19 protein-coding genes and 2 pseudogenes are annotated in these 23357 nt (G+C 63.0%); 9 read left to right on the plus strand and 12 right to left on the minus strand.

The features are described from left to right. Positions 1–17: 17 nt before the first annotated feature. A pseudogene (locus OKW45_RS22755) lies at positions 18–299 on the minus strand (chloride channel protein); the annotation flags it as partial. A 416-nt stretch (positions 300–715) separates the two neighbouring features. Here OKW45_RS22755 and OKW45_RS22760 point away from each other — a divergent pair. Continuing rightward, a pseudogene (locus OKW45_RS22760) lies at positions 716–958 on the plus strand (OmpA family protein); the annotation flags it as partial. A gap of 28 nt (positions 959–986) precedes the next feature. Here the strand turns inward: OKW45_RS22760 and OKW45_RS22765 are convergent. After that, positions 987–1241 (minus strand): hypothetical protein, encoded by a 255-nt coding sequence (locus tag OKW45_RS22765; RefSeq protein ID WP_018418003.1) that lies wholly within the window; start codon positions 1239–1241, stop codon positions 987–989. After that, a complete protein-coding gene (locus OKW45_RS22770; RefSeq protein WP_429471282.1) occupies positions 1225–3159 on the minus strand; it encodes a chloride channel protein in 1935 nt (644 codons plus the stop codon). Before OKW45_RS22770 ends, OKW45_RS22765 begins: the two co-directional genes overlap by 17 nt. Before the next feature lie 472 nt (positions 3160–3631). On the opposite strand from OKW45_RS22770, the gene OKW45_RS22775 reads away from it, so the two are divergent. The 3 genes from OKW45_RS22775 (at position 3632) to OKW45_RS22785 (ending at position 7834) form a co-directional block, all read left to right on the plus strand. After that, complete coding sequence (locus tag OKW45_RS22775; protein WP_018418006.1) at positions 3632–4063, plus strand: MarR family winged helix-turn-helix transcriptional regulator; 432 nt, start codon at positions 3632–3634, stop codon at positions 4061–4063. A 1110-nt stretch (positions 4064–5173) separates the two neighbouring features. Further along, complete coding sequence (locus OKW45_RS22780) at positions 5174–5578, plus strand: heme-binding protein (protein WP_184003617.1); 405 nt, start codon at positions 5174–5176, stop codon at positions 5576–5578. Between the two features lie 81 nt (positions 5579–5659). Then, positions 5660–7834: a malate synthase G gene (locus OKW45_RS22785; protein ID WP_429471284.1), complete on the plus strand. Its 2175-nt coding sequence runs from the start codon at positions 5660–5662 to the stop codon at positions 7832–7834. 71 nt (positions 7835–7905) lie between these two features. Here the strand turns inward: OKW45_RS22785 and galU are convergent, their stop codons facing one another. Together galU and OKW45_RS22795 are read right to left on the minus strand one after the other, a co-directional pair. Next, positions 7906–8823, minus strand: coding sequence for a UTP--glucose-1-phosphate uridylyltransferase GalU (galU, locus tag OKW45_RS22790; protein WP_429471286.1), 918 nt, complete (start codon positions 8821–8823; stop codon positions 7906–7908). A 282-nt stretch (positions 8824–9105) separates the two neighbouring features. Next, the gene (locus tag OKW45_RS22795) at positions 9106–9249 is read right to left on the minus strand and encodes a hypothetical protein (protein ID WP_429471288.1); all 144 of its coding nucleotides are present in this window, start codon (positions 9247–9249) and stop codon (positions 9106–9108) included. 259 nt (positions 9250–9508) lie between these two features. Between OKW45_RS22795 and OKW45_RS22800 the strand changes: the two genes are divergently transcribed. Beyond that, entirely contained in the window at positions 9509–10756 is a 1248-nt protein-coding gene (locus tag OKW45_RS22800; RefSeq protein WP_018418012.1) for an acyltransferase family protein, read from the plus strand. 194 nt (positions 10757–10950) lie between these two features. Here the strand turns inward: OKW45_RS22800 and OKW45_RS22805 are convergent, their stop codons facing one another. From OKW45_RS22805 to OKW45_RS22815, 3 genes are all read right to left on the minus strand, one after another. After that, positions 10951–13404 carry a glycosyltransferase family 4 protein gene (locus tag OKW45_RS22805; protein ID WP_429471290.1) on the minus strand — a complete coding sequence of 818 codons (2454 nt, stop codon included), beginning with the start codon at positions 13402–13404 and terminating at the stop codon, positions 10951–10953. Continuing rightward, on the minus strand, positions 13401–14867 hold the full coding sequence (locus OKW45_RS22810; RefSeq protein WP_429471292.1) for a flippase: 1467 nt from the start codon (positions 14865–14867) through the stop codon (positions 13401–13403). The genes OKW45_RS22805 and OKW45_RS22810 overlap by 4 nt, the downstream gene beginning before the upstream one ends. A gap of 62 nt (positions 14868–14929) precedes the next feature. Continuing rightward, positions 14930–17131, minus strand: a complete 2202-nt coding sequence (locus OKW45_RS22815; RefSeq protein ID WP_429471293.1) for an NHL repeat-containing protein — start codon at positions 17129–17131, stop codon at positions 14930–14932. A gap of 33 nt (positions 17132–17164) precedes the next feature. On the opposite strand from OKW45_RS22815, the gene OKW45_RS22820 reads away from it, so the two are divergent. The 4 genes from OKW45_RS22820 to gmd all read left to right on the plus strand — a co-directional run bounded on the left by OKW45_RS22820 (position 17165) and on the right by gmd (position 20617). Beyond that, on the plus strand, positions 17165–17371 hold the full coding sequence (locus OKW45_RS22820) for a hypothetical protein (protein ID WP_429471295.1): 207 nt from the start codon (positions 17165–17167) through the stop codon (positions 17369–17371). A 318-nt stretch (positions 17372–17689) separates the two neighbouring features. Beyond that, positions 17690–18772 carry an acyltransferase family protein gene (locus tag OKW45_RS22825; RefSeq protein ID WP_429471297.1) on the plus strand — a complete coding sequence of 361 codons (1083 nt, stop codon included), beginning with the start codon at positions 17690–17692 and terminating at the stop codon, positions 18770–18772. Next, positions 18769–19518: an SGNH/GDSL hydrolase family protein gene (locus OKW45_RS22830; RefSeq protein WP_429471299.1), complete on the plus strand. Its 750-nt coding sequence runs from the start codon at positions 18769–18771 to the stop codon at positions 19516–19518. Before OKW45_RS22825 ends, OKW45_RS22830 begins: the two co-directional genes overlap by 4 nt. A gap of 55 nt (positions 19519–19573) precedes the next feature. Further along, positions 19574–20617, plus strand: a complete 1044-nt coding sequence (gene gmd / locus OKW45_RS22835) for a GDP-mannose 4,6-dehydratase (RefSeq protein WP_018418018.1) — start codon at positions 19574–19576, stop codon at positions 20615–20617. 42 nt (positions 20618–20659) lie between these two features. Here the strand turns inward: gmd and OKW45_RS22840 are convergent, their stop codons facing one another. Genes OKW45_RS22840 through OKW45_RS22855 form a run of 4 tightly spaced genes read right to left on the minus strand, consistent with a single transcriptional unit; the run spans position 20660 to position 23339 of the window. Further along, positions 20660–21025, minus strand: a complete 366-nt coding sequence (locus OKW45_RS22840; RefSeq protein ID WP_018418019.1) for a response regulator — start codon at positions 21023–21025, stop codon at positions 20660–20662. 31 nt (positions 21026–21056) lie between these two features. Continuing rightward, positions 21057–22043, minus strand: a complete 987-nt coding sequence (locus OKW45_RS22845; RefSeq protein WP_429471301.1) for a chemotaxis protein CheX — start codon at positions 22041–22043, stop codon at positions 21057–21059. Positions 22044–22071: 28 nt separating this feature from the next. Further along, positions 22072–22611 (minus strand): hypothetical protein, encoded by a 540-nt coding sequence (locus tag OKW45_RS22850; RefSeq protein ID WP_429471303.1) that lies wholly within the window; start codon positions 22609–22611, stop codon positions 22072–22074. Next, on the minus strand, positions 22608–23339 hold the full coding sequence (locus OKW45_RS22855; protein WP_429471305.1) for a methyl-accepting chemotaxis protein: 732 nt from the start codon (positions 23337–23339) through the stop codon (positions 22608–22610). The genes OKW45_RS22850 and OKW45_RS22855 overlap by 4 nt, the downstream gene beginning before the upstream one ends. Positions 23340–23357 lie beyond the last annotated feature (18 nt).

Consider the following 23357-nt stretch of genomic DNA (forward strand, 5'->3'; position numbering starts at 1 on the left):
CAGTAATACATGACTGTCTATCTGTAACGCTCCGACAGTGCCTCGTAAAGCGGCGGTGCCAAAAGACTCGAAACCCGGCTCGCAATCAGCGCGGTCGCCCTCAGCGAAATGACGGGTGCGTGCTCATTGATCATCTCGATGACGATTACGAAGGCCGTGGTCGGGCTTTGCGTGACTGCCGCGAGATAGCCCACCACGCCGTGCGCGATCAGCATTCGCAATTGCATCTGTCCGAACGCCAGATGCAGCGCGTTGCCGATCCCCGCACCGATCGCGAGCGATGGCGCCAACAGGCCGCCTGCGCCGAAATATGTCATAACCTGCTTCGATAAGGCGCGCATGCAGAACTGCGACGAGACCCCTGGCCACCGCGCCCAGCCGGAAAATCCCATAGTGGAACCACGGCCGCCGAGCGTGTTGCAGCGTTCTTCTGTCAAGGAATCGAAAGGAAGTGGCGAACGGATTCACCATTATGTATGGGCCAATTTAAAAAAAAGCCCAGCCGTGAAGCTGGGCGGAGAGGATCGCCTTCTGTCGCCTGAAGACGAGTGGACGTTCTCTCGGACCCTTTGCAACAACCAGCAATATCGCCGTACCGTGTTCCGCGCCACTCGCCGCTAGGATAGGCATGTTGTGACATAAATACAAGTGAATCCCGAGTTCTTCGATAAACGTCAATCGGGGCAGTTCGACACCAATTCATTCATACGAAGGCCTGCGCCGGCATCCGTCCCAGCAAGTGCTGATACAGGCCAACACCGACCAGCGCGGCACCACCGAATACAGTCTCGCTCTGCGAGAGCGACGCTCGCAGGCCGTCACGCATGAACTGGAAACGCTTGGCGTGCCCAGGACGCAACTGGAAGCCGTCAGCCTGGGCAAGGAAAAACCGGTTGCGCTGGGGCATGACGAAGCGTCGTGGTCGCAGAATCGCCGCGCCGCTCTGGTGTACCGCTAATTGCGCAGCGCACGACGCGCAGACCGGCTCAAAGCCCGAAGTACCAGAGCCGCACGTCCTCTTCCTCCGACCAAATCTGCACGTCCAGCATCTCGTCGAATTCGACCGGCTCGCCCCGGTACATGCAGCAGAATCCGCGCTCGGTGCGATAGACGATTACCCACTCGCGTGGGTCGGGAGTTGCGTCGGGCGAACGGTCTTCCCGTGTGCTCCCGGAATCCGCAAGGTGCGCCGCGGCCTTGAGCCGCTCGCGCAACGTATGCCACTCAGTTTTCAGCTTCATCGTCGCTCACCTTCAGAGCCTTGCCGTGCACGGCATGCGAAGCATTGTTGACGCGCACGGATTGCGTTGACGTGGCGGTCCTTCCGCGAGCCCGGGGCTGGAAAATATCGATACTACGGGCGACGGCGTCCGCAATATGCTCCTTCGCAATCACGCCGGACACGTCGAACACGCCATCGACGGCGGAATCCGCGACGACCACCGCCATCACCGCGCGGCGCTGCCGGAGTTCGCTGATCACTTCGAACGCCGCATCGGATCGCTTCACGACGATGAAGTTGCGATGCGCGAGTTGCCCGATCGTGATCGTCGGATTGTCGTGGCTGACCGCGCGGCGCAGGCCAGTGTTGATGCGCAGCACGCCGTACAGCATGCCTGCCTTCGTGGCGACGATGTGCCGGAACGGCGCGACGCCCATCCGATCGAGGAGATCGCGAAACGGGACGTCCGCGTCGAGCACCAGTACGTCGGCCTCCATGATCGCCGCCGCGCTCTGCACGAGAAACATATTGGCGTGCAACGCATCTGGAATGACATGACCCCGCCTGACGAGCTTCATCGTGTAGATCGTCTCGCGCGAGAGGAGCCGGCGGGTGCCGATGCTGAACGCAACTGCAAGTATCATCGGCAGCACGATGTCGTAATCGCGCGTCATTTCGAAGATCATCGCCACTGCCGTCATCGCGGCACCCGTGCCGCCCGCGACCACCGCCCCCATGCCGACCATCGCGAATGCAGGCACGCTGACCGGAGCGGCCGGCACCAGCAAATGGAACAGGGACGCCAGCGCGGCGCCCAACGTCGCGCCGATGAACAGCGACGGCGAGAACACGCCGCCCGACGAGCCGGAGCCGAGGCTAACCGACGTCGCGGCCATCTTGCACAGCGCAAGCAGCAGCAGGAACAGGCCGCCTTGCAACTGTTCATTGAGCGTCGCCTGGATCGTTGCGTAGCCCACGCCTTCCACGTAGTAGTGCCCTGCGTAGCGCATCAGCAGATACATCATTGCGCCGACGAACAGCATGCCGAGCGCGTGGCGCGCAAAACGCCCCGGAACGCGATCGAACGCGTCCTCCGCCCAGTGCAATGCGCGAATCAGCAACACGGCCGCCACGCCGGCCACGACCCCGAGCAGCGCGTAAAGCAGCAGCGTGAAGCCACTCGCGAGATGGTTATCGAGCGCGCCGAGCTGAGGGGGAACCAGAAAAGCCGCCGCTCCGCCAAAGAACAGCCGTCCCACGAACGTGGCGGTGCCCGTTGCCAGTGCAACGGGCAGAAAAGTCCCCACGCTGATTTCCGGCATCATCAGCTCGGTCGCGAACAGTACGCCGCCGATCGGCGTATTGAACGTCGCGGCAATGCCGGCCCCCGCGCCGCTCGCGACGAGAATGATCCGCTGACTGGCGGGCATCCGCAGCCACTGACCCAGCGTCGAGCCCAGTGCCGAACCGATCTGGATGATCGGACCTTCCCGGCCCACCGCCGCACCGGTGCCGATCGCGATCGCCGATGCGAGCGACTTGACGACCGCCACCACCGGACGGATCACGCCGCCCCCGAAATAGATCGCGTCCATTACTTCTGGCACGCCATGCCCTTTTGCCTCCGGTGCGAAGCGACTTACCAGCCACGTGACCGCGAAGCCGCCTGCTACCGGCACGAGAATCACCCATGCGCCCCACGGCGACGGCGGGGTAAACTGGCTCGCGTCGTATAGCGGCGAAAGGCGTCCGAGAAACGCTGCATTATGGATAGTGCCGATCAGCATCCTGAACACGACCGCGCCAAAACCGGTCACGATTCCGAGGCAGAACCCCAGCATGCTCATGCGATAGAGGTCGAGCGGCTTAGCGACTTCTTGCGCGTTTTCAGGAGGCGCCGAATCTCCTTGCTTGCCGTCGAGCTTCGTGGGGTCCATATCCCGCCTCTCCTCGCAACACCGTGTCCTCGTTCGGCGCGGGAGCCTCGAACGGTCCCATGCATGCAATACAAGGTCCACGCAGAAAGAAGCCGAGCGGTCCTGGGGGGATGATCGAACATCGCACCGCCCGCCTGAATCGGTCGGCGCGAGCGGGGTAGACAGACCTCGGCAATCATGTCACGCCGTGCCATGCACTATAGTCCTATCAACGCGTGTTCACCAACCCTGATGGTCGTGGCGATACGGGAACACCCAACGCTCACCTGCATCTCAATCCGGCGCGGGCACGCAATCCATCTGATACGATTTTGCGCTGTCAGCCCATCACGCCGGATTTCCGGCGCGCTTTGCGATAGAGCAACGCGACTTTCAGCAACGCTGCGGAGAATCCGGTTTCAGGCACTTGGTCCATGTTCCGAACGAGACAGGCAGGAAAGTGAAACAAACATCACCGCGCATCCGGGTCGGCATGCCCAACAAGCAGGATCTCGAAGCCATGTCGGCATTCCGTTACCAGTTACGCAGGTTCATGCGGTATTCGGAAGAAATTACTCACGCGGAAGGAGTCACGCCTCTGCAATATCAGATGCTCCTTCACGTCAGGGGATTTCCCGACCGCTGCTGGGCCAGTATCGGCGAACTGGCCGAACGGTTGCAGGCAGCGCCAAACGGCACCGCGGCGCTCGTGTCGCGCTGCGAAGCCGCCGGGCTCGTCGAGCGTCGCCCCGACAATTCCGACCGGCGACTCGTGCAGGTCCATCTGACAGAAAAAGGCGAGCGGTGCCTGTTGAAGCTCGCGATGCTGCATAAGCGGGAAATCGAGTCATTCGGTTGGGCGCTGGGGCAGTTTCAGGTTCAACAGCCCCCCCTCTTCGGCGGGACTGCTGGATCGTCCGATTGATATTGACGCCGCGGCCCTGCAATGCGGGTCGGCTATCGGCGGTCACGTCCGCGAGATTCTTCGTTTGCCGGGCGTTCGGCGTATCGGAGAGAACGAGCGATCATCATCGTGCCGGCACGGGGAAAGCCTTTAAGCCTGCTTTAATCGCCCCTGCATAGATTGAAAGCGTACCAGGCCTGTCGTGCCTTCAACGAGCCAACGATCGATCCGCCACTGCCGACGCGGGGCAAGGTTGATCGCTGCGGCGCCCCACTCATCGAAGCTGACAGACAGTTGACTGGCACTCTACTGGCTCTCTCGCACAAGGAGGAAACACCATGCGTACGCTGCCAGCACTATGCGCTGGAATATGTTTGGGCTTCGCCCACCTTGCCATCGCGCACCCGACGTCGGACGTCGCCCTGAAAACTGGGTGCAAGGATTTCTCCGCGATCGCCATTCATCAACGCCCCCCGATCGCCGACTGGGTCGGACCGCCGAGCCGTCATCGTGTGGTCCGGACTGACAGCGCGATCATAGTCAATGCTGCTGCCCCGGTTGGCCTCATTGTCGGCGAGTGCGGGAAACCGACCTGATACAGGTCGAACGCAGATCGAATGTTTCTTCGGGCGTATCAGCCAGTTTCGGCTGCCTTCCACTGGTTTCGACTGGTTCGTGGGCGGCTAACCGGTGTTCGCGTCGCCCATGCGCGGGTCTGGATCACTCGTGAAAGCGTGAACCGGGCCTCGTTCGCTTGCCGCTGTCATCCAACGATGAACCGAAGCCGTCGCCCCCGCTACGGCTCGCGGCGCGACCATTGTCTGGCCGCAATGAATGCTTCGAAAACCAGCTCATCTGCTGGTCTACCTAGTTATTTCTGAGCCAGGCCGCGCTTGTGGACCGCCCTGCGGATGGCGTTGCGGCGGCACTGTCGAGCGCACGGGCAGAGCGGCCTGGCGAGGCCGCCGTTTCGCGCTGCCTCGCGCGGAAGTAAAATCGTCGGATCAGGCGCGCCGGAGAGTCGCAAGAAGCTTGCAACGGAGCCCCGAGGATCTTCTGAAGCGCCGCATCGCCGGTTACCGAAAGAAGCTGTAGAAGCCACCTTCCCATCACCCAGACAGGATATTCATTATGCTGAGCAAACCCGTGTTGACCGTCGCCGAGACCACCCGCATCGTCGATGCCGCCCGTGCGGAAGCCGAGAAGAACAAATGGCCTGTCGCGATCGTCGTCGCGGACGACGGCGGCCATCCGCTCGCGGTGCTGCGTCTCGACGGCGCGGCGCCCTCCACCTCCTATATCGCGACCGAAAAAGCGCGCACCGCGGCGCTCGGCCGGCGCGAAACCAAGGTCTATGAAGACATGATCAACAACGGCCGCACCGCGTTCCTCAGCGCACCGCTGCAGGGCACGCTCGAAGGCGGGGTGCCGGTGATCGTCGACGGCCACGTGGTCGGCGCGGTCGGCGTGTCGGGCGTCAAGTCGGAGCAGGATGCGCAGATCGCGAAAGCCGGCATTCAGGCGCTCGGCGTGTAAAGCGCCGAGCGCCAAAGCAATCCCGAAACACAAACGCGGACCGACGCCCCCTCGTCGGTCCCATAACAGATGGAGCAGTCGATGACTCAGATGAACCCGCGCGGCGGACTGCAGGTCGCCGCCAACCTCGACCAGTTCGTTGAATCCGAAGCCCTGCCCGGCACCGGAATCGACAGCGCCGCCTTCTGGTCGGGATTCGACGCCCTCGTGCACGAGCTGGCGCCCAAAAATCGGGCGTTGCTCGCCGAGCGCGACCGCCTGCAAAGCGAACTCGACAACTGGCATCGGGCCAATCCCGGTCCGGTGCGGGATCTGCGCGCGTATCGTGCGTTTCTCGAAGGCATCGGCTACATCGTGCCCGTGCCCGCCAGCGTCCAGGCCACGACCGACCACGTGGACAGCGAAATCTCCGGACAGGCCGGCCCGCAGCTCGTCGTGCCGCTGTCGAACCAGCGCTACGCGCTGAACGCCGCAAACGCGCGCTGGGGTAGCCTGTACGACGCGCTGTACGGCACCGACGCGATCCCCGAAACGGACGGCGCGGAAAAGCAGAAGGGCTTCAACCCGGTGCGCGGCGCAGCCGTGATCGCGTACGCGCGCAAGTTCCTCGATCAGGCCGCGCCGCTCGCGAACGGCTCGCACGCGGACGCAACGCGCTATAGCGTCGAGAACGGCCAACTGCTCGTCGCGCTGAAGAGCGGCACCACGGCGCTGAAGACACCCGCGCAGTTCGTCGGCTATCAGGGCGACGCGAGCACGCCGTCGGCGGTGCTGCTCAAGCACAACGGCTTGCACGTCGAGATCCAGATCGATGCGAACGATTCGGTCGGCAAGACCGATGCGGCCCATGTCAAGGACGTCGTCGTCGAAGCGGCCGTCACGACGATCATCGATTGCGAGGACTCGGTCGCGGCCGTCGACGCCGATGACAAGGTGCAGCTCTATCGCAACTGGCTCGGCCTGATGAACGGCGACCTGACCGAAGAGGTCACGAAGAACGGCAAGACCTTCACGCGCCGGCTCAATGCCGATCGCGAATACATCGGCGCCGACGGCAAGTCGCAGGTCAAGCTGCATGGCCGCTCGCTGCTATTCATCCGCAACGTCGGCCATCTGATGACGAACCCGGCCGTATTGACGAAAGACGGCCACGAGATTCCGGAAGGCGTTCTCGACGCGGTGATCACGACGCTGTGCGCGCTGCGCGACCGTCAGAACAAGCTGAACTCGCGCACCGGCTCGATCTATATCGTGAAGCCGAAGATGCACGGACCGGCCGAAGTCGCGTTCGCGAGCGAACTGTTCGCGCGCGTCGAAGACCTGCTGAAGCTGCCGCGCAACACGATCAAGATGGGCATCATGGACGAGGAGCGCCGCACCAGCGTGAATCTGCTCGCCTGTATCGCCGAAGCGTCGGCGCGCGTCGCGTTCATCAACACGGGCTTCCTCGATCGCACCGGCGACGAGATGCACTCGGCGATGGAAGCGGGCCCGATGATGCGCAAGGGCGACATGAAGTCGAGCAAGTGGATCACGTCGTACGAGCGCAGCAACGTGCTGGTCGGTTTGAGCGCGGGCCTGCGCGGCCGCTCGCAGATCGGCAAGGGCATGTGGGCGATGCCCGACCTGATGCACGCAATGCTCGAGCAGAAGATCGGCCATCCGAAGGCTGGCGCGAACACCGCGTGGGTGCCCTCGCCGACCGCGGCGACGCTGCACGCGCTGCACTATCACCAGGTCGACGTGCAGGCGGTCCAGCAGGAACTCGAACGCACCGACTATGCGACGGTGCGCGACGAACTGCTCGATGGCCTGCTGACGATTCCGGTCGTCGAAAAGGCGCAATGGAGCGACGACGAAATCCGCGCCGAGGTCGACAACAACGCGCAGGGCATTCTCGGCTACGTGGTGCGCTGGATCGACCAGGGCGTCGGCTGCTCGAAAGTGCCGGACATCCACAACGTCGGCCTGATGGAAGACCGCGCGACGCTGCGTATTTCGAGCCAGCACATCGCCAACTGGCTGTATCACGGTGTGATCAAGCGCGAGTTCATCGAGGAGACGTTCAAGCGCATGGCCAAGGTGGTGGACGCGCAGAACGCCGGTGATCCGCTCTACCAGCCGATGGCGCCCGGCTTCCAGACGATCGCGTTCAAGGCCGCGCAGGCGCTCGTCTTCGAGGGGCGCCAGCAGCCGAGCGGATATACCGAGCCGTTGCTGCACAAGTTCCGGCTCGAGGTGAAGAAGCAAGGTTGAGGCCGTCCGGCCAAAACGACGACGGGCGCCCTGCAATGCGGCGCCCGTTTTTCCTTCCCGGTCGTGTCACTTCACGCGGCTTCTGCCGTCAATTGCGCCGCCTCGCCACCTGACGCTTCGTTCTGCATAAAGGCTTGCAGATACGCCTCGAATTCAGCCTTCACCTCGGGATGGCGCAGTGCGAATTCGACGGTCGCCTTGAGATAGCCGAGCTTGCTGCCGCAATCGAAGCGCGTGCCGAAGTAGCGATACGCGAGCACCTGCTCCTCGGTCAGCAACGACTGCACCGCGTCGGTCAGTTGCAGCTCGCCGCCCGCGCCCGGCTTCAGCGCGCGGATATGCTTGAAGATCGTCGGCATCAGCACGTAGCGGCCCACCACGCCGAGATTCGACGGGGCCTGGTCCGGCGCTGGCTTCTCGACGATGCCCGACAGCTTGATCACGTTGTCTTCCCACTCGCGGCCGTCGACGACGCCGTACGAGCGGCTATCCTCGCGCGCGATCGTTTCGACGCCGATCACCGAGCTGTGATAGTGGTTGAAGGTATCGACGAGCTGACTCATCACGGGCTTCGCGCTATGCAGCAGGTCGTCGGCGAGAATCACCGCGAACGGGCTGTCGCCCACCAGTTTTTCGGCGCACAGCACCGCATGGCCGAGACCGAGTGCTTCGGCCTGGCGCACGTAAAAGCAGTCGACGTTGGCCGGCTTGATGCTGCGCACGAGGTCGAGCAGCTTCTGCTTGTTGCGCGCTTCGAGTTCGGATTCGATCTCATAGGATTTATCGAAGTGATCTTCGATCGCGCGCTTGCTGCGGCCCGTCACGAAGATCATCTCGGTGATGCCGGCGTCGATCGCCTCTTCGACCGCGTACTGGATCAGCGGCTTGTCGACGATCGGCAGCATTTCCTTCGGACTTGCTTTGGTAGCCGGCAGGAATCGTGTCCCGAGGCCCGCTACGGGAAACACGGCTTTGGTGACTTTCAGCATGGTAGGCATTCCCACATCGGTTAGAAATTGGTGTGTTCGCGGACCTGGCGGCCAATCAATGCCGGCGCAAGACTAGCAGAAAAATCTGCGAGGTTCAGCAGGCGTTTTCTCCGATTTAATTCGGATAATTCACGCATTAATCGCAATCCGATATTGTGAAAATTTGAGGAAATTATTACGCATCTATTGCCAGATGGTAATCGAGCAAATCCGAAAGTCTTACCTTTCGGACGCCCCTGGCACGGGTCGCCTGGCGATCCGATGACCGGCTTCGGCAGCGCGTCATTCCTGTTCGTCGACGGGTGGCTGCTTGCCTGGGTTCATCCGGTAACTACGGATCGGCTCGTTGCGCAAGGCATCTCGGTAGGCGGAGGCGGCCACCAGGATCAGCAGGACGGCCACGCCGGCCAGTAAATGCAGGTTCATGACTTCACCTCTGGGTCAGAGAATCCTTGCTTTAAATTAGCACGACAAAAGCGATAAATAATTCAACACCCCATACGGCGACACGCAATTACAATTCGTCACAAAATCGATATCTGATTCAATCCGAAATGGATTTTTTAAATCATTTTTTAGGATTGCGGTGCTCTAGGATGGATGCGTCGCGGGTGCGCAAAACGCCCGCTCGACGGCCTGTTCCGCGTCAATTTTTTCTCTTTTCCGCTTCAGATAAGGACCGCGTATGAGCGACCCAGCGCTGGATGCCGCCGGCTCATCCCTGCCCCTCTCCCCGCTGCCGCGCCCGGAGAAAAACCCGGCCGCGGCGCATGCGCGCAGCGACGCGCACGTCGATAGCGCCAGCAAGGAGCACGCGATCGACGCGATGCGAGGCTTCGCCGCGCTGCTGGTCGCCTACTTTCATTGCCGCCAGATCGTGTGGGTCGGCATGCAGGCGTTTCATCAGAGCGTCGGACATTCGTTGAGTCCCAGTAGTCTCGCCGCGTATCTGACGTTTCCGATCGCATGGGGCTCGGCCGGTGTGCCGATGTTCTTCGTGATCAGCGGCTACTGCATCCATCGCGGCGGCGCGCTGCGGCTCGCGGGCAATCCCGCTTACCGGCTCGATGCAGGCAACTTCTGGCTGCGGCGCTTCGCGCGCATCTACCCCGTCCTGCTGGCGGCGCTCGTACTGACCTTCGCGCTCGATTCGTTGAGCCTGCAATTGCCGCCCGTCAGTCACAAGATTCGCGACATCGGCTGGCATCCGTTTCTGGTCAACCTGTTTTCGCTGCAGGGTGTGGCGGGTAAAACGTATGGCTCGAACGGCGCGCTGTGGACGCTGTCGCTCGAAGTGCAGTTCTATGCGATTTATCCGCTGCTGTTCGCGCTCCGGCGGCGCATCGGCATCAACGCCGTGCTCGCGCTCGTCGGCGCGATCAACGTTGCGTCCGCGTACGGGTTGGAGCGCCACGATCTGCAGTTCTTCACGTCGTACTGGTTCTCCTGGACGCTCGGTGCGTGGATCGCCGATGCCAAAGCGCGCAGCGCGCAAGGGGCGCGAGCGCCCGCATCGCTGTACGTGCTCGCGGCGGTATTGATCGCGGCAGGCTGCGCCGCGTTTCATTTCGGCCAGTACGGCGCGTTCCAGATCTGGTCGCTCGGTTTCGCGTGCTATCTGTACAAGGCGCTCGATGGACGTCATGCTTCCCGGCGTGAAACGGGCGGTGTGCGCGCGCTGCTTCGTGCCGGGTCGGATGCAGTAGCGCGCTTGCTGTCGCGCGTCGGTGACTTCAGCTTCTCGCTGTATCTGATCCATCTGCCGATCTTCGTGTTGCTGTCGTCGTGGCTGTTCCGCTCGTCGTTGCAGATGTCGATCTGGCCGTCGTTCGGTTATATGCTGGTCGCCGTGCCGGCCGCCTATGTGTCCTATCGGCTGGTTGAGTTGCCTGCGATGAGGTGGTCGGCGAGTTTTAAGCCTGGAAGGCGCTAGCAGAACCAGAGCATCGGGTCATGCTCACCGTATTCATGGCGGCATGGCGAGACGGAAAATCAATCGCGGCTTGAACTCTAAAGCCACCCGGCGGTGCAATAAAAAAACGGAGCGAAAGCCCTTCGACTTTCGCTCCGCCACGCCAAGCAAGGACTGGCCAAGCCCTCGTCTACCCTCGCGTAAAAATCATCTCGTCACCGCGCTGCCACGCCGGTCAGAATCCCCGCGACCCCATCCACATAGCTGCGCGGGCCGAAGCGCTCCTGCGCGGTCCGATAGCCGTTCTCGACCAGTTTGTCGCGCAAGTCGCCGTTCGAGCGCAACTCGGCGAGCGTATCGGCGAGCGCATGCGCATCGCCCGGCGTACACAGCACGCCGTTCTCGTAGTCGTCGATGATTTCGAGCACGCCGCCTGCGCGCGACGCCACGACCGGCCGCTGCGCAAGCATCCCCTCGACGATCACGCGGCCGAACGGCTCTGGGGTGATCGACGTATGCACAACCGTATCGACCGCGCACATGCAGGCCGGAATATCGTGCTGGAAGCCGAGAAAATGGACCCGCTCGCCAAGCTTGTGCGCGGCGACGAAGGCGCGCAGTTCGCTCTCGTACTGGTCCTCGCCGAACAGCGCCGCGCCGACCAGCACCGCATGCATCTGCGGATTGAGCACCATTGCTTCGAGGAGCACATGCTGCCCTTTCCAACGCGCAAGCCGGCTGAACGAGCCGACGAGAAACGCGTCGCGCGGCAGATTCAGGCGCTCGCGCAGCACCGCTTGCGGTACCGTGCGCAATGCGTCGAACGGCTCCGCGGCGATCCCGTTGAACACGACGTCGATGCGCTTGCTGTCGAACCGCGTGAGCTTCGCGAACGCCTGCGCCGACGCAGCCGAATTGGCGATCACATGCGTGAGGCCGAGCCGCGCGCACCACTTGATGATCGCAAGCTGCTTGCCGCCGAAATGCTCGGCGCTGACGATGTCGCGCAAATGCCAGACCACCGGCCGTCTCGCGAGCTTGCCGGCCACGGCGCCGATCACCATCGCACGCTGCGTGTTCGCGTAGATCACATCCACCTTGCGCGCGCGTTTCGCGGTGGCACGCACGAGTGAGATGAGTCCCTTCAACGCCTGACCTTTCGGCATCGAACCGCCCTGCTTGCGCACATTTTTCAGCGCGCCGGCATCGAGCACAGTGACCTCGACGCCGGTTTTCGCGAGTGCGGTGTTGAACGGCCCGTCGTCGAATAGCACGACCTCGATGCGCGAGCGCAGCGCCTTGACGATTTCGAGCAGCGACAGTTCGGCGCCGCCGAGCACGCCGCTCTGATCGACGGCAAGAATGCGCGGCACGTTCGCGGCGCCCTGCACGGCCGGCCGATACGGCGTATAAGCCGGCAGCGTCGCCGTGCGCAACGCGGGCACCGCCGCGCGCACCTGCGAGAAAAAGCGCTCGCGGAAATGCGCGGCCGAAAACTGCTCGGCGTTACCGCGGCAATTCTCCGGCAGGAACCGGTGCCCAAGCTCGTCGAAACGATTTACGGCGGCGATGATCGAGTCGGTATCCTGTTCATCGAAGAACATGCCGGTCGGCTTCGGTTCGGACAGATCGCGCACGGTTTCGAGCGCCCCTCCCTTGCCGTACGCGATCACCGGCGTGCCGCAAGCCTGCGCCTCGACCACCGAAATGCCGAAGTCCTCTTCGGCCGCGAACACGAATGCCTTCGCGCGGCTCATGCGGTCCTTCAGCACCTCGAACGGTTGATAGCCCATGATCTCGACGTTCGGCCCCGCCTTCGCGCGGATCTTCGCCATGTCGGGTCCGTCGCCGATCACGACGAGCTTGTGCTCGGGCATCCCCGCGAACGCCTCGACGATCAGATCGATTTTCTTGTACGGCACCATGCGCGACGCGGTCAGATAAAAGTCTTCCTTCTCCGTGCACAGCGTGAACGCCTCGACATCGACCGGCGGGAAGATCACCTGCGCGTCGCGCTGATACACCTTCTTGATGCGTCGCGCGATGAACGCCGAGTTCGCGACGAAGCCGTCGACCGAGTTGGACGTGCGGATATCCCAGTTGCGCATGTAATGCAGAATCAGCCGCGCCAGCGCCGACTTCGGGCCGTTGGTCAGCTTCGACTGCCGCAGATATTGATGCTGCAAATCCCATGCGTAGCGGATCGGCGAATGCACGTAGCTGATATGCACCTGATCGGGACCGGTCAGAATGCCCTTGGCGACCGCGTGACTGCTCGAGATCACGACGTCGTACGCCGACACGTCGAGTTGCTCGATCGCGAGCGGCATCAGCGGCAGATACGAGCGGTACTTGCTGCGCGCGAGCGGCAGCTTCTGGATGAACGACGTCGTCACCGGCTTGCCGCGCAGGAAGCTGCGATCGTCGAGAAAGTCCACGAGGCTGAACAGGTCCGCATCGGGAAAGCACGCGATGATCTGCTCGAGCACTTTCTCCGCGCCCGCGTAGGTGACGAGCCAGTCGTGCACGATCGCGATGCGCACGTTTTTGCTCGCGCGCGGCGCGGTACGGCGCGGTGCCGGCTGGATGTTGGGCACGCTCGTCAGTTCGTCGAGCGCGCTGCGCGTCGCGGGCCTCAACAGGTCTTTTTCAAGGACGTCTTGATTCATGCGCTTTTCCTCGGATTCAGTCGCAATAGCAGTGAACGCGCAAGATTGCGCAAGGCGGGCGTCATCGTGATCGACCACGCGACGTTCGCGCCGACCATCAGCACACCGGCGGCGATCGCGAGCGCGAGGCTCGGCAGGAAGCTCGCGAGCCACAGGCTGGCGAGCAGGAAGGCGAGATGGGCGAGCATGTCGAGCACGATCTGGCGCGCGCGGATCGCGGCGAAACGCAGCAGCACCGCGTAGTCGAACAGCGCGCGGGCGCCGACCGCGACCGCCGCGCCCGTCAGGCCGAAATGCGTGATACCGAGCCACAACGCGCCGGCGAAAAGCGGCAACTCGACGAGGCCGATGCGCGCGGCGGTAGCTGGGTTGACCTGTGACTGAATCAGGATGCGCGTCACGTTCGCCTGGCCGACGAGCCACACGGCGACGATCATGATGCGGCCCACGGGCGCCGCGACCGTCGCGATCTCGTTGCCGACCCACAGATGCAGGAACGGTTCGAGCACCAGCATCGCGACGAGCGCGACCGGCGTGAACACGCCGTTCAGAAATTCGAGCGATTGCTGCGTGATCGTGTCGGCGTCGGCGCGGCCGACTGCGGAAAGCCGCGGAAACAGCGTGCGTACCAGCGCGGTCGGCACGATGTTCAGACGCGTGACGAGGTTCTGCGGCACCGTGTAGTACGTGACGAAACGCGCGCCGAGCCGTGAACCGAGCATTACGCGATCGAGCGAATCGGCGACCATCGTCGTCACGCTCGCGATCAGCATCCAGCCGCCGAAGTTGAACAGCCCCTTTGCGACGCCGAGCCGCGGCGGCTGAATGCTGCGTATTTCAAGCACTTTCAGCGCGTAGCGGCCGAGCAGCAACGCCGCGAGAATCCGCGCGACGACTGCCGCGGCGAGTACGTTCTGCAAAGTCGCGCCGAGCCACCACGCGGCACCGAGCGGCAGCAGCTGGAACAGGAACGTGCCGATGGTCTGGTTCGTGTTGTAGACGCCGAAGCGTTCCGCGCCATTGATCGCACCCGCGAACACCCACGACACGTTCGCGATCGGAATCGCGACCGCGAGCCACGGCAGCGCCATATAGACTTCGTGCTGCAGCTCGGGCGATACCTTCGTGAAATACGCGGTGTACAGGAACGCGCCGAAGTAGATGATCAGACCGCCCGCCACGCCGGTCGTCAGATTGAGCCACGTCGCGCTCCAGAACACGCGCGCGCTTTCCTGCTGGTCGCCCGACGCGCGCGCCTTCGAAATATGGTTCTGCGCGGCCATGCTCATGCCGAGATCGAGAATCCCGAAGTAGCCGATCAGCGTCCACACGAGACTGATCACACCGTAGCGCTCCACGCCGAGCAGCCGGATATACGACGGCACGGTCACGAGCGACACGAACGTCGGCAGCACGAGCCCGAAAAAGTTGATCGCCACGTTCCTGAGAATGCCTTTGTCCATCGAATCCCTTCGGTTTTGCGGTTGGATTGCGTGCGGGGCTGCGTCAGCGAGGCCAACGCACCTCAAGGCTTCCAGCGATACATCAGCACCTTGCCGCGCGCGTCTTCCTCGACGAACACGAGGTACTCGCCATCGCCGCGCTTCGTCGCGCTGATACCGTTCGGCACGTCGACCCAACCCGACGCGCGGCCCACTTCGGGGCCCGGCCGGATCACGCCGAGTTCCTTGCCGCTGTCCTTGTCCCACACGTGCACCGCGCCGACCGGCTCGACGCCGAACACGTATTGCCCCTCGACCGTGACGCCGATGATCGTCGCGATGGGCTTGCTCTGCGTCTGCCACGGCAGCGTGATTGCGTAGCGCTGCACCGGCTTGCCGCTCGACCACTTGTCATAGCGCACCAGCACGCGCCCCACTTCCTTCCAGAAGCCCTGCGCGGTCGGCATATCGGCCGTATAGCCGCTCACGTACATCGTGTCGGTGTCCGATTCGTAGATCGCGCGATGCAGTTCGCTGAACGGTGCCGGCACCGGGTACTGCGTCAGGTTCGAGTACGAGTAGATCGGGTTGCCCTTCGCATCGAGTCCGCCGAAACGAAAGCGATAGATGCCCTTCGTATCCCGGGTACGCCAGATGTCGCCGGCCATATCGACCCACCAGCCCCAGCCGCCGGCGAGCTTCGTGCCGCTCGTGTTCAGCGTGTATTCGTCGCGATCGAAGCGCCCGTCGCCATTCGTGTCGCGCCAGATCCAGTCACCGCCCGGCGGTGCATTCGGCACCTTCGCGACCGCGCGCTCGCGACCTGCGATAAATCCCGAGGGAATCGCGGTCTCGCCGTCATGCTTCGGATCGAAGCGATAGATCTTCAGATGATCCGCATACATGTCGGTCAGATAGAGGAACGTGTGCCCCTTCAACCGCCGCGCGATCGGCAGACCCGGATACTGGTCGGTATGGAACACCGGATCGTCCGGGTACTTGAACCGATTCGACAGGAACCCCGCGTATTTCCAGTCCTGTCCAGACGGCTTCGACAAATCGAGTTCGAAGCGCTTGTTGCCGGTATAGACGCTGTCGGGCCGGGCCGGATCGATCCACGCGCCGTCGACGAACAGCAGCCCCTCGACCTGCCAGTTGCGCTTGCCGTTCGGCGCATAACTTTCGAGCGTCGCGCCGAGGCCCGCGCCGATCGGCTCGTAACGCGGACCGATGCCATTGGTCGACACGTACACGTTGCCGCGCGCATCGACACCCACGCCAGTCAACCCGTTGAATCGCAACGGTCCGGGCTTGCCCGCGACGCCGCTGAAAATGCCGCCGCGCTCGCCGAGCGTGCCCGACTCCGTGTAGCGGCCGTCGCGCTTCGTGAAGAACAGCACCTGCTGGCGCGGACCGTTATCGGCGATCAGGAGGCGGCCTTGCGCATCGACGGCGAGGCCGACCGCGACCGTATCGGCCGGCAGCGTGACGGTCTCGTCGATGCGCTGACCGGTCGCCGTGTAATGCTCGATACCCGGCGCGCGATCGCCGCGCGTGCCGCTGAGCACCCATAGCGTACCGTCGGGCGCGAGCGCGATACGTCCAGGCTCGTGGACGTTCCACGTCGCTTTCTGCTGCATCGATTCGGCGTCGTAGACTTCGATGCGATTGCGCGCGGTATTGGCCGCGAACAGCGTCGTGTCGTTCGCGGCTAGCCCGCCGATCTCGGCGTTCGTGCCGGTCGGCACTTCGTTCATCATCAGAAAGCCGGCCGCAAGCTGCGCGTGCGGGTCCGCGTTTTTAGCCGCGGGCTGAAACGGTGCCACGCGCTTCGGCTCGTCGATCAGGCGCCGCGAGATACCAAACCATTGCTTACCCTTGTCCGGCCACACGCCCGGCTCGACCAGGCGTCCCTTTTCATTGCCGACCGCGATCGCGACGAACGCGTACTTCCGGTTGACCGCGATCGCATTGCCGCCGGCGTTGCCCCAGCCATGCGTGCCGCCCGCGAAGCCGAGCATCTTGCCGTCCTGATAGACGCTCGCTTCAGCGCCGCTTTCGTCCCACGGCGCGTTCGTATAGATCTTGCCGTCGGGCGTGACCGCGATAGCGGTGATATCGATCTGCGTCCATGTGCCATCGCCAAAGCCGAAGCTGTTGCCGATCCATGAGGTCTTCGCATTCAAAGCGGTTTCGGCGCGAGCCTGCAGACTGGCCGATGCGGCGACGACGCCGGCGGCGCAGGCTGTCAGGGCGAACCAGCTTTTGAACGTGATACGGCGCAAGGCGGAACCTCCAGTCGATGTCCGGTCAACGCGATGCACGCGGACCTGCGCCCGCTCGGGGCGAAATTCAGTGATGTGGCAAAGCGAAACGAAGCGCAACCGATTGAAGCGCGGCGCCTGAAGGCAGCCGTCCGCACGGCTAAGTTACGCGGAAAAAATGCGGTGACGAAAATCGAAAATATTTCAAAAATATTTGTCCGCTTATACGTCGCAAAAAGAAACGCTTTTAAAAATCGATAAAAGCGCAAGCCTCGCCGCCAGTCGCCTCTGTCGCGACAAACCCCCGTTTCTACCGATGTGATATCACGCAATGCGCATTTATTACGGATTGCCCCATGCTCACCACATAAACATATAAATCTTTCGAGAATGGCCAAAGAAATACCCTGTTTCAATCTGATTCAATTAGCCCATTCCAACGGGTTTTTTCTCGAGTTTCTTTTCCCTAGAATCGATTGCACTTCAGTTGCGACGCGAAGCGCGCGCCTGTTCGCTGGCAATCCGTGGCGAACCGCGCGGCCCTTCGCCCGGCTCATCCGCTTACACCATGGACGGTTCATGACAGCCAGCGCATTGCCCCTCGCGCCCTCCCATTCCCGCATCGTGCAGCTCGACGGTCTGCGCGCGATCGCGGTGCTCGCCGTGTTCGCGCAGCACGCGTTGAAAGCGCCGCTATGGATGGGCGTCGATCTGTTCTTCGTTTTGAGCGGCTTTCTGATCAGCGGCATCCTGCTCGATCGCAAGTCGCGCCAGCAGTCGTATTTCAGCTATTTTTATGCACGGCGCGCGCGCCGCATCCTGCCGCCGTACCTGCTGCTGATGGCCGTGTCGTCGCTGCTGTTCGGCCTCGCGTGGGCGCAGCACTGGTACTGGTACGCGTTCTTCGCGACCAATATCGGCGATGCGCTCAATCAAAGCGGTCATGACAGCCTCAACGTGCTGTGGTCGCTCGCGGTCGAGGAGCAGTTCTATATCTTCTGGCCGTTCGTGATCCTGCTCGTGCCCGAGCGTCTGCTTGGGCTGGTGGCGGCCGCGCTGATCGTGCTGGTGCCGCTGCTGCGCGCGCTCGCGACGCCGTGGTTCGATTCGTTCTGGCCGGTCTACTACCTGACGCCGTTCCGCATGGATCTGCTCGCGGCCGGCGCGCTGCTCGCGGTTGCCGTGCGGCGCGATCGCAATGCGCTCGAACCGTTCAAGGGACTCGCGGTGCTCGGCGCTCTGGCCGCGCTCGCGGTGCTGGCATGGCTGCATCTGCACTACCCGCGTTTTCGCGCGGCGAATACGCCGTTGTCGAATGCGGGGCTGTATAGCGTGTCGCTGGTGCTGTGTACGTCGATCGTCGTGATCGCGCTGCAGAGCAAGGGCATCGTGAAGCGGCTGTTGTGCAATCGCGTGCTCGTTTATATCGGCACCGTCAGCTACACGATCTACCTGATCCACCTGAGCGTGCTGTACATGGTGTGGCCGCTGCATCTGAATCGCTATCTGAGCGCCGCGATCGCGCTCGCGATCACGCTCGTGTACGCGAGCATCACGTGGTTCGCATTCGAGAAGCGCCTGATTTTCGGCGCACGCGGGTCGGGAGCGACGACCGGCGCCGGCGCCCACGTTGCGCGGCAAGCACCGCAAGGCCGCGCATGAACGGCCCGGCTGTGGTTGCTGCCCACATGCTGGGTGTCGTGTCGGCGCTGCTGCTGATCGCGCCGACAACGAGCGCGGCCGTGGCCGAGCCGGCAGTGTCATCGCCGACGCAACTGCTGATCGACGCCTACGGCGACTCGACCACGCTCGGCATCACCTGCAGCGATGGCCACTGCGGCCCGCAAGCCGGCAACGCCGTCACGTATCTGCAGCAAGCGTTGCAGGCGCATGACGGCGAGCGCGTGCGCGTCACGAACTACGGCGTCGGCGGCACGATGGCCTGGCAGTTGCGCGACGGCACCGGCAATCGTCGCGCGGGGCCGACGGCGGGACTGCCGTGGCGCGAACGTCTCGCCGCCTCGCCCGCGCGGATCGTGTTGATCAACTACGGCATCAACGAAGTGATGCACAACCAGACGCCCGAGCAGTTCTACGCGGCCGAGACGTCGCTCGTGCAAACCGCGCGAGCGCTCGGCAAGGAGCCTGTTTTGCAGACCTCGAACCCGATGCCCGATAACCGGCTCAACGCCCGGCTCGCCGCGATGATAGCGATGACGCGGCGCGTCGCCGCCGAACAGCAGGTGCCGCTCGTCGACCAATACGCGTATGTGGGCAGCCTGCCCGACTGGAAGTCGCTGATGTCGGACGGCGCACATCCAAAGCCGGAGTTGTACCGGCTGAAGGCCGAACAGGATTATCGGGTCGTCGAACCGTTGGTGCGGCGGCTGCTGGACGACGCGCATTGAGCCTGGCCCTTAGGCGCGTTCCGTGCTTTTTTATTCACAAACTAGAAGGCAAGCTATGAGTCAACCTCGCAAAGCGATCATCACCGGCGTATCCGGACAGGACGGCGCCTATCTGACCCGGCTGCTGCTCGACAAGGGCTATCACGTGACCGGCACCTACCGGCGCACGAGTTCGGTCAACTTCTGGCGCATGCGTGAGCTTGGCGTGCTCGACCATCCGAATCTGCGTCTCGTCGAACACGACCTCACCGACCTCGGCTCGACGCTGCGCCTGCTCGACGGCACGCAGGTCGACGAGCTGTACAACCTCGCCGCGCAGAGCTTCGTCGGCGTGTCGTTCGACCAGCCGGTGACCACCGCTGAAGTGACCGGCGTCGGGGCGCTGAATCTGCTCGAAGGCCTGCGTACCCTGAGCCCGAAGACACGCTTCTATCAGGCGTCGACCTCCGAGATGTTCGGCCTCGTGCAGGCGGTGCCGCAACGCGAAAGCACGTCGTTCTATCCGCGCAGCCCGTATGGTGTCGCTAAGCTGTTCGCGCACTGGTCGACGATCAACTATCGCGAGTCGTACGACCTGTTCGCGAGCAGCGGCATTCTGTTCAATCACGAATCGCCGCTACGCGGCCGCGAATTCGTCACGCGCAAGATCACCGACACGGTCGCGAAGATCAAGCTCGGCAAGCAGGACGTGCTCGAACTCGGCAACCTGAGCGCGCAGCGCGACTGGGGCTTCGCACTCGAATACGTCGAGGGCATGTGGCGCATGCTGCAGGCCGACGCGCCCGACACCTTCGTGCTCGCGACCGGCCGCACCGAAACGGTTCGCGATTTCGTGCGCATGGCGTTCACGGCGGCCGGCTATCAGCTGGAATGGTCGGGCAAGGACGAGCGCGAGACCGGCATCGACGTCGCGACCGGCAAGACGCTCGTGCGCGTCAATCCGAAGTTCTATCGGCCGGCCGAAGTGGACCTGCTGATCGGCTGCGCGGACAAGGCGCGCGACACGCTCGGCTGGCAACCGCAAACCTCGCTCGAACAGCTGTGCCAGATGATGGTGCAGGCGGACATCGCGCGCAACGAGCACCACGAGACGTTCTAACATGGCATCCGTGTGCGGCGGCGCTCGCCGCACACTGCCCCGTCAACCCGCCAGTTTCCGGAACGTCTCCAGCACCGCATCGCCCTTGAACGGCTTGACGATCCAGCCCTTCACGCCGGCGGCCTTGCCGCGCTCCTTCATCGCGGGGCTGCTTTCGGTCGTCAGCATGATCACGTTGACGGTCTTGTTCGCGAGTTCGCCGCGGATTTTTTCGACCATCGTCAGGCCGTCCATGTTCGGCATGTTCACGTCGCTGACGATCAGGCGGATATTCGAATCCGTTTTCAGCTTCGCAAGGCCATCCTTGCCGTCGATGGCCGTCGCGACGTCGAGACCGTTTTTCGCCAGAAAACCCGCGACTTCATCGCGTACCGTGCTCGAATCGTCCACCACCAGAATCTTTGCCATAACCATTCCCTTGCGTCACCGACGCGTCGTATCAAAACAGATCGAGTTCACCGGACTCGACGAGATCGTCGACATCCATCGCGTTTTCAGAAAAATCTTCGGGTGACCAGCTCAGGTTGAAAACGAAGCGCTGGTCGATCGACACCGACTGTCCGCTCGCGGCGTCGCTCAATCGATATTGAAACCGCAACTGCGGATTGTCCGAGCCGAACGAGATGTAGCGATGCTTGTGATTGACCAGTAGTGGCACCTGCACCTGCACCTGACTTGCTTCGCTAGCGTTCTGCTGACCGAGGAAGCGGTCCTTGAACGCCCCCCAGATCAGATTGGTCAATTCGCCGAGCACGTCGTTCAGATCGCGAAAGCCCGGTTGCCCCGCGGCCATGCCGGGCTCGCGCGCCGCGCGATCGCGATCGATCATGCCGAGCAGCGGCTCCTCTTCGGCCTGCATCAACATATAGCCGCGACACCAGTTGCCTTCGAGCGGAATCAGGCTGAAGACCTCGCCGAAGATGATTCGATCGCGCACGATACTGGGCGTGTCGCGTTGCACCGTGACGCCGTCGAACAACGTGGCGAGCCGCGCGTCCGTGATCTCCGCGATACCGCGCACGAGCGCGTTCGGGAAGTCGAGGCTGAAGATGTATCGATCGACGGCTTCGCGCAGCGCCGTCAGATCGGCGGCATTGAAATGCGCGCATGCCGCGTTCGTCAACGGCTTCGGAAGCCGCTCGAGCGGCGCGTTGCCGCTCGAACGCAGGATCACCGGCAGTTCGGGGCGCAAGGCATTGATGCGCGCGGCCGTCGTAGCGGCCTGCTCGACCGAGCCCCCGTAGTTATCCGCCAGCAGAACGCCGCCGAGATCGATATTGGTGGCCAGTACCGAGCCGAGGCGGTTGCTGTCGCGCACCTTCAGTGCGATCAGGTTGTGTTCGTCGAAAAAGAGCTTCAGCGCTTGCGCGTGTGCCGGACAGTCGTCGAGCACGAGCAGCTTGCTGACGGGCTTGCTGGTATTCATCGTGTTTCAGTCTGCGAATGCAGTGTTGCTAGAAAAGTTCGAGTTCGCCTTCGGCCTCGTCGGCCGTGGCGAGTTCAGCCTTGAAATCGAGGGGCGCCTGCGCGCATAGACATAACGTGACACCCAGCCGGGCCGCACCGCCGATCGTCAGCTCGTACGCCCACACGTGATCGGGCCGCAACTCGTCCAGATACTCGATACAGGCGCTGTTCAATTCATACGGCGTCGACATGCCAAGATCGGGGAAATGATTGACCAGTTGCTGGTTCATGTAGCCGCAGCACAGGTTGCCGAGTTCCATCAGCGTTTCCGACAGCGAACGCGTCGTGTCGCCGCTGGCGTAGTAGGCGTGCGTCGCGTCGTCCTTACCGAAATGCAGCACGAACAGCAGCCGAAAGCCGATCGACGAGATCGTCAACGCCATCGCGCAAGGTCCGGCCGGATGATCGCGATCCCACCTCGGGACCGCCGCGATCTCGCACGAATCGCCCGGCGTCGCGGGCAATCTCGCGCGGGCCGCGTGACAGAAGATGTCCGCGATGCTTTGCTTCGCCTGATCGGTAATCACGCTGCGGCCTGCTCGAGTCGGGATTGGAACTGGGTCGCCAGCACTTCGACGCCGCCGAGCGACGCCGTGATCATCTTGCCGCCGGCCTGGATGTCCTGGAACGTCGCCGCCGTCGTCAGGTCGTTGCGATGCAGGCTCTCGCGATAGCTCTTCGACAACTCCTGCGAGCGCGACGCCAGCGAGCGCACTTCGCCCGCGACGATCGAAAAGCCGCGACCCGCGGTGCCGGCGCGCGCCGCTTCGATCGACGCATTCAGCGAAACGATCAGCACGTGCTGCACGATCGACGACAGCTCCTGGTTCTTGTTGTGCATGTCGCGGTTCTGCGACATCAGCGAAATCATCTGCTCGTGCCAGCGCTCGAACGTGATGGTCAGCGTCTTCAGACGGCCTGCCTCGTGCGCGATCCGCGTCGCATGCTGCAGCCATTCGTCGCTTCGCGAACTCGCGGCGTCGAGCGACGCCTGCAACGCTTCGCGATCGTGCGCGCACTGCTCGGCTTGCGCGCGCAGATCGGCGAGCATCGACTCCAGTGCGGCGCGCTCGCTGTCGGCCTGCTCGCCGAGCCGGACCGCCGCGTCCAGTTGCTGCTCGAGGGCCTGCCGCGCGAGCGCGTCGAGACGCTGCGCTTGCGCACCCGCGCGAAGCTTCCGACGATAAAAAATTCTCGTCGCGAGTGCGCAGAGAATACCGCCAACGCCTGCGGCCAAAAAATAACTTTCAAGCACAACCTGCTCCCATCGCTT

Source organism: Paraburkholderia lebeckiae, assembly GCF_050436225.1.
In the GTDB taxonomy this organism is placed as follows: Bacteria; Pseudomonadota; Gammaproteobacteria; order Burkholderiales; family Burkholderiaceae; genus Paraburkholderia; species Paraburkholderia tuberum.

Bases quoted from the DNA above. Each gene is read 5' to 3' on its own strand.
- OKW45_RS22765 (WP_018418003.1), bottom strand. From the start codon at position 1,241: ATGAAGCTGAAAACTGAGTGGCATACGTTGCGCGAGCGGCTCAAGGCC.
- OKW45_RS22770 (WP_429471282.1), bottom strand. From the start codon at position 3,159: ATGGACCCCACGAAGCTCGACGGCAAGCAAGGAGATTCGGCGCCTCCT.
- OKW45_RS22775 (WP_018418006.1), top strand. From the start codon at position 3,632: ATGCCCAACAAGCAGGATCTCGAAGCCATGTCGGCATTCCGTTACCAG.
- OKW45_RS22780 (WP_184003617.1), top strand. From the start codon at position 5,174: ATGCTGAGCAAACCCGTGTTGACCGTCGCCGAGACCACCCGCATCGTC.
- OKW45_RS22785 (WP_429471284.1), top strand. From the start codon at position 5,660: ATGACTCAGATGAACCCGCGCGGCGGACTGCAGGTCGCCGCCAACCTC.
- galU (WP_429471286.1), bottom strand. From the start codon at position 8,823: ATGCTGAAAGTCACCAAAGCCGTGTTTCCCGTAGCGGGCCTCGGGACA.
- OKW45_RS22795 (WP_429471288.1), bottom strand. From the start codon at position 9,249: ATGAACCTGCATTTACTGGCCGGCGTGGCCGTCCTGCTGATCCTGGTG.
- OKW45_RS22800 (WP_018418012.1), top strand. From the start codon at position 9,509: ATGAGCGACCCAGCGCTGGATGCCGCCGGCTCATCCCTGCCCCTCTCC.
- OKW45_RS22805 (WP_429471290.1), bottom strand. From the start codon at position 13,404: ATGAATCAAGACGTCCTTGAAAAAGACCTGTTGAGGCCCGCGACGCGC.
- OKW45_RS22810 (WP_429471292.1), bottom strand. From the start codon at position 14,867: ATGGACAAAGGCATTCTCAGGAACGTGGCGATCAACTTTTTCGGGCTC.
- OKW45_RS22820 (WP_429471295.1), top strand. From the start codon at position 17,165: ATGCACGCGGACCTGCGCCCGCTCGGGGCGAAATTCAGTGATGTGGCA.
- OKW45_RS22825 (WP_429471297.1), top strand. From the start codon at position 17,690: ATGACAGCCAGCGCATTGCCCCTCGCGCCCTCCCATTCCCGCATCGTG.
- OKW45_RS22830 (WP_429471299.1), top strand. From the start codon at position 18,769: ATGAACGGCCCGGCTGTGGTTGCTGCCCACATGCTGGGTGTCGTGTCG.
- gmd (WP_018418018.1), top strand. From the start codon at position 19,574: ATGAGTCAACCTCGCAAAGCGATCATCACCGGCGTATCCGGACAGGAC.
- OKW45_RS22840 (WP_018418019.1), bottom strand. From the start codon at position 21,025: ATGGCAAAGATTCTGGTGGTGGACGATTCGAGCACGGTACGCGATGAA.
- OKW45_RS22845 (WP_429471301.1), bottom strand. From the start codon at position 22,043: ATGAATACCAGCAAGCCCGTCAGCAAGCTGCTCGTGCTCGACGACTGT.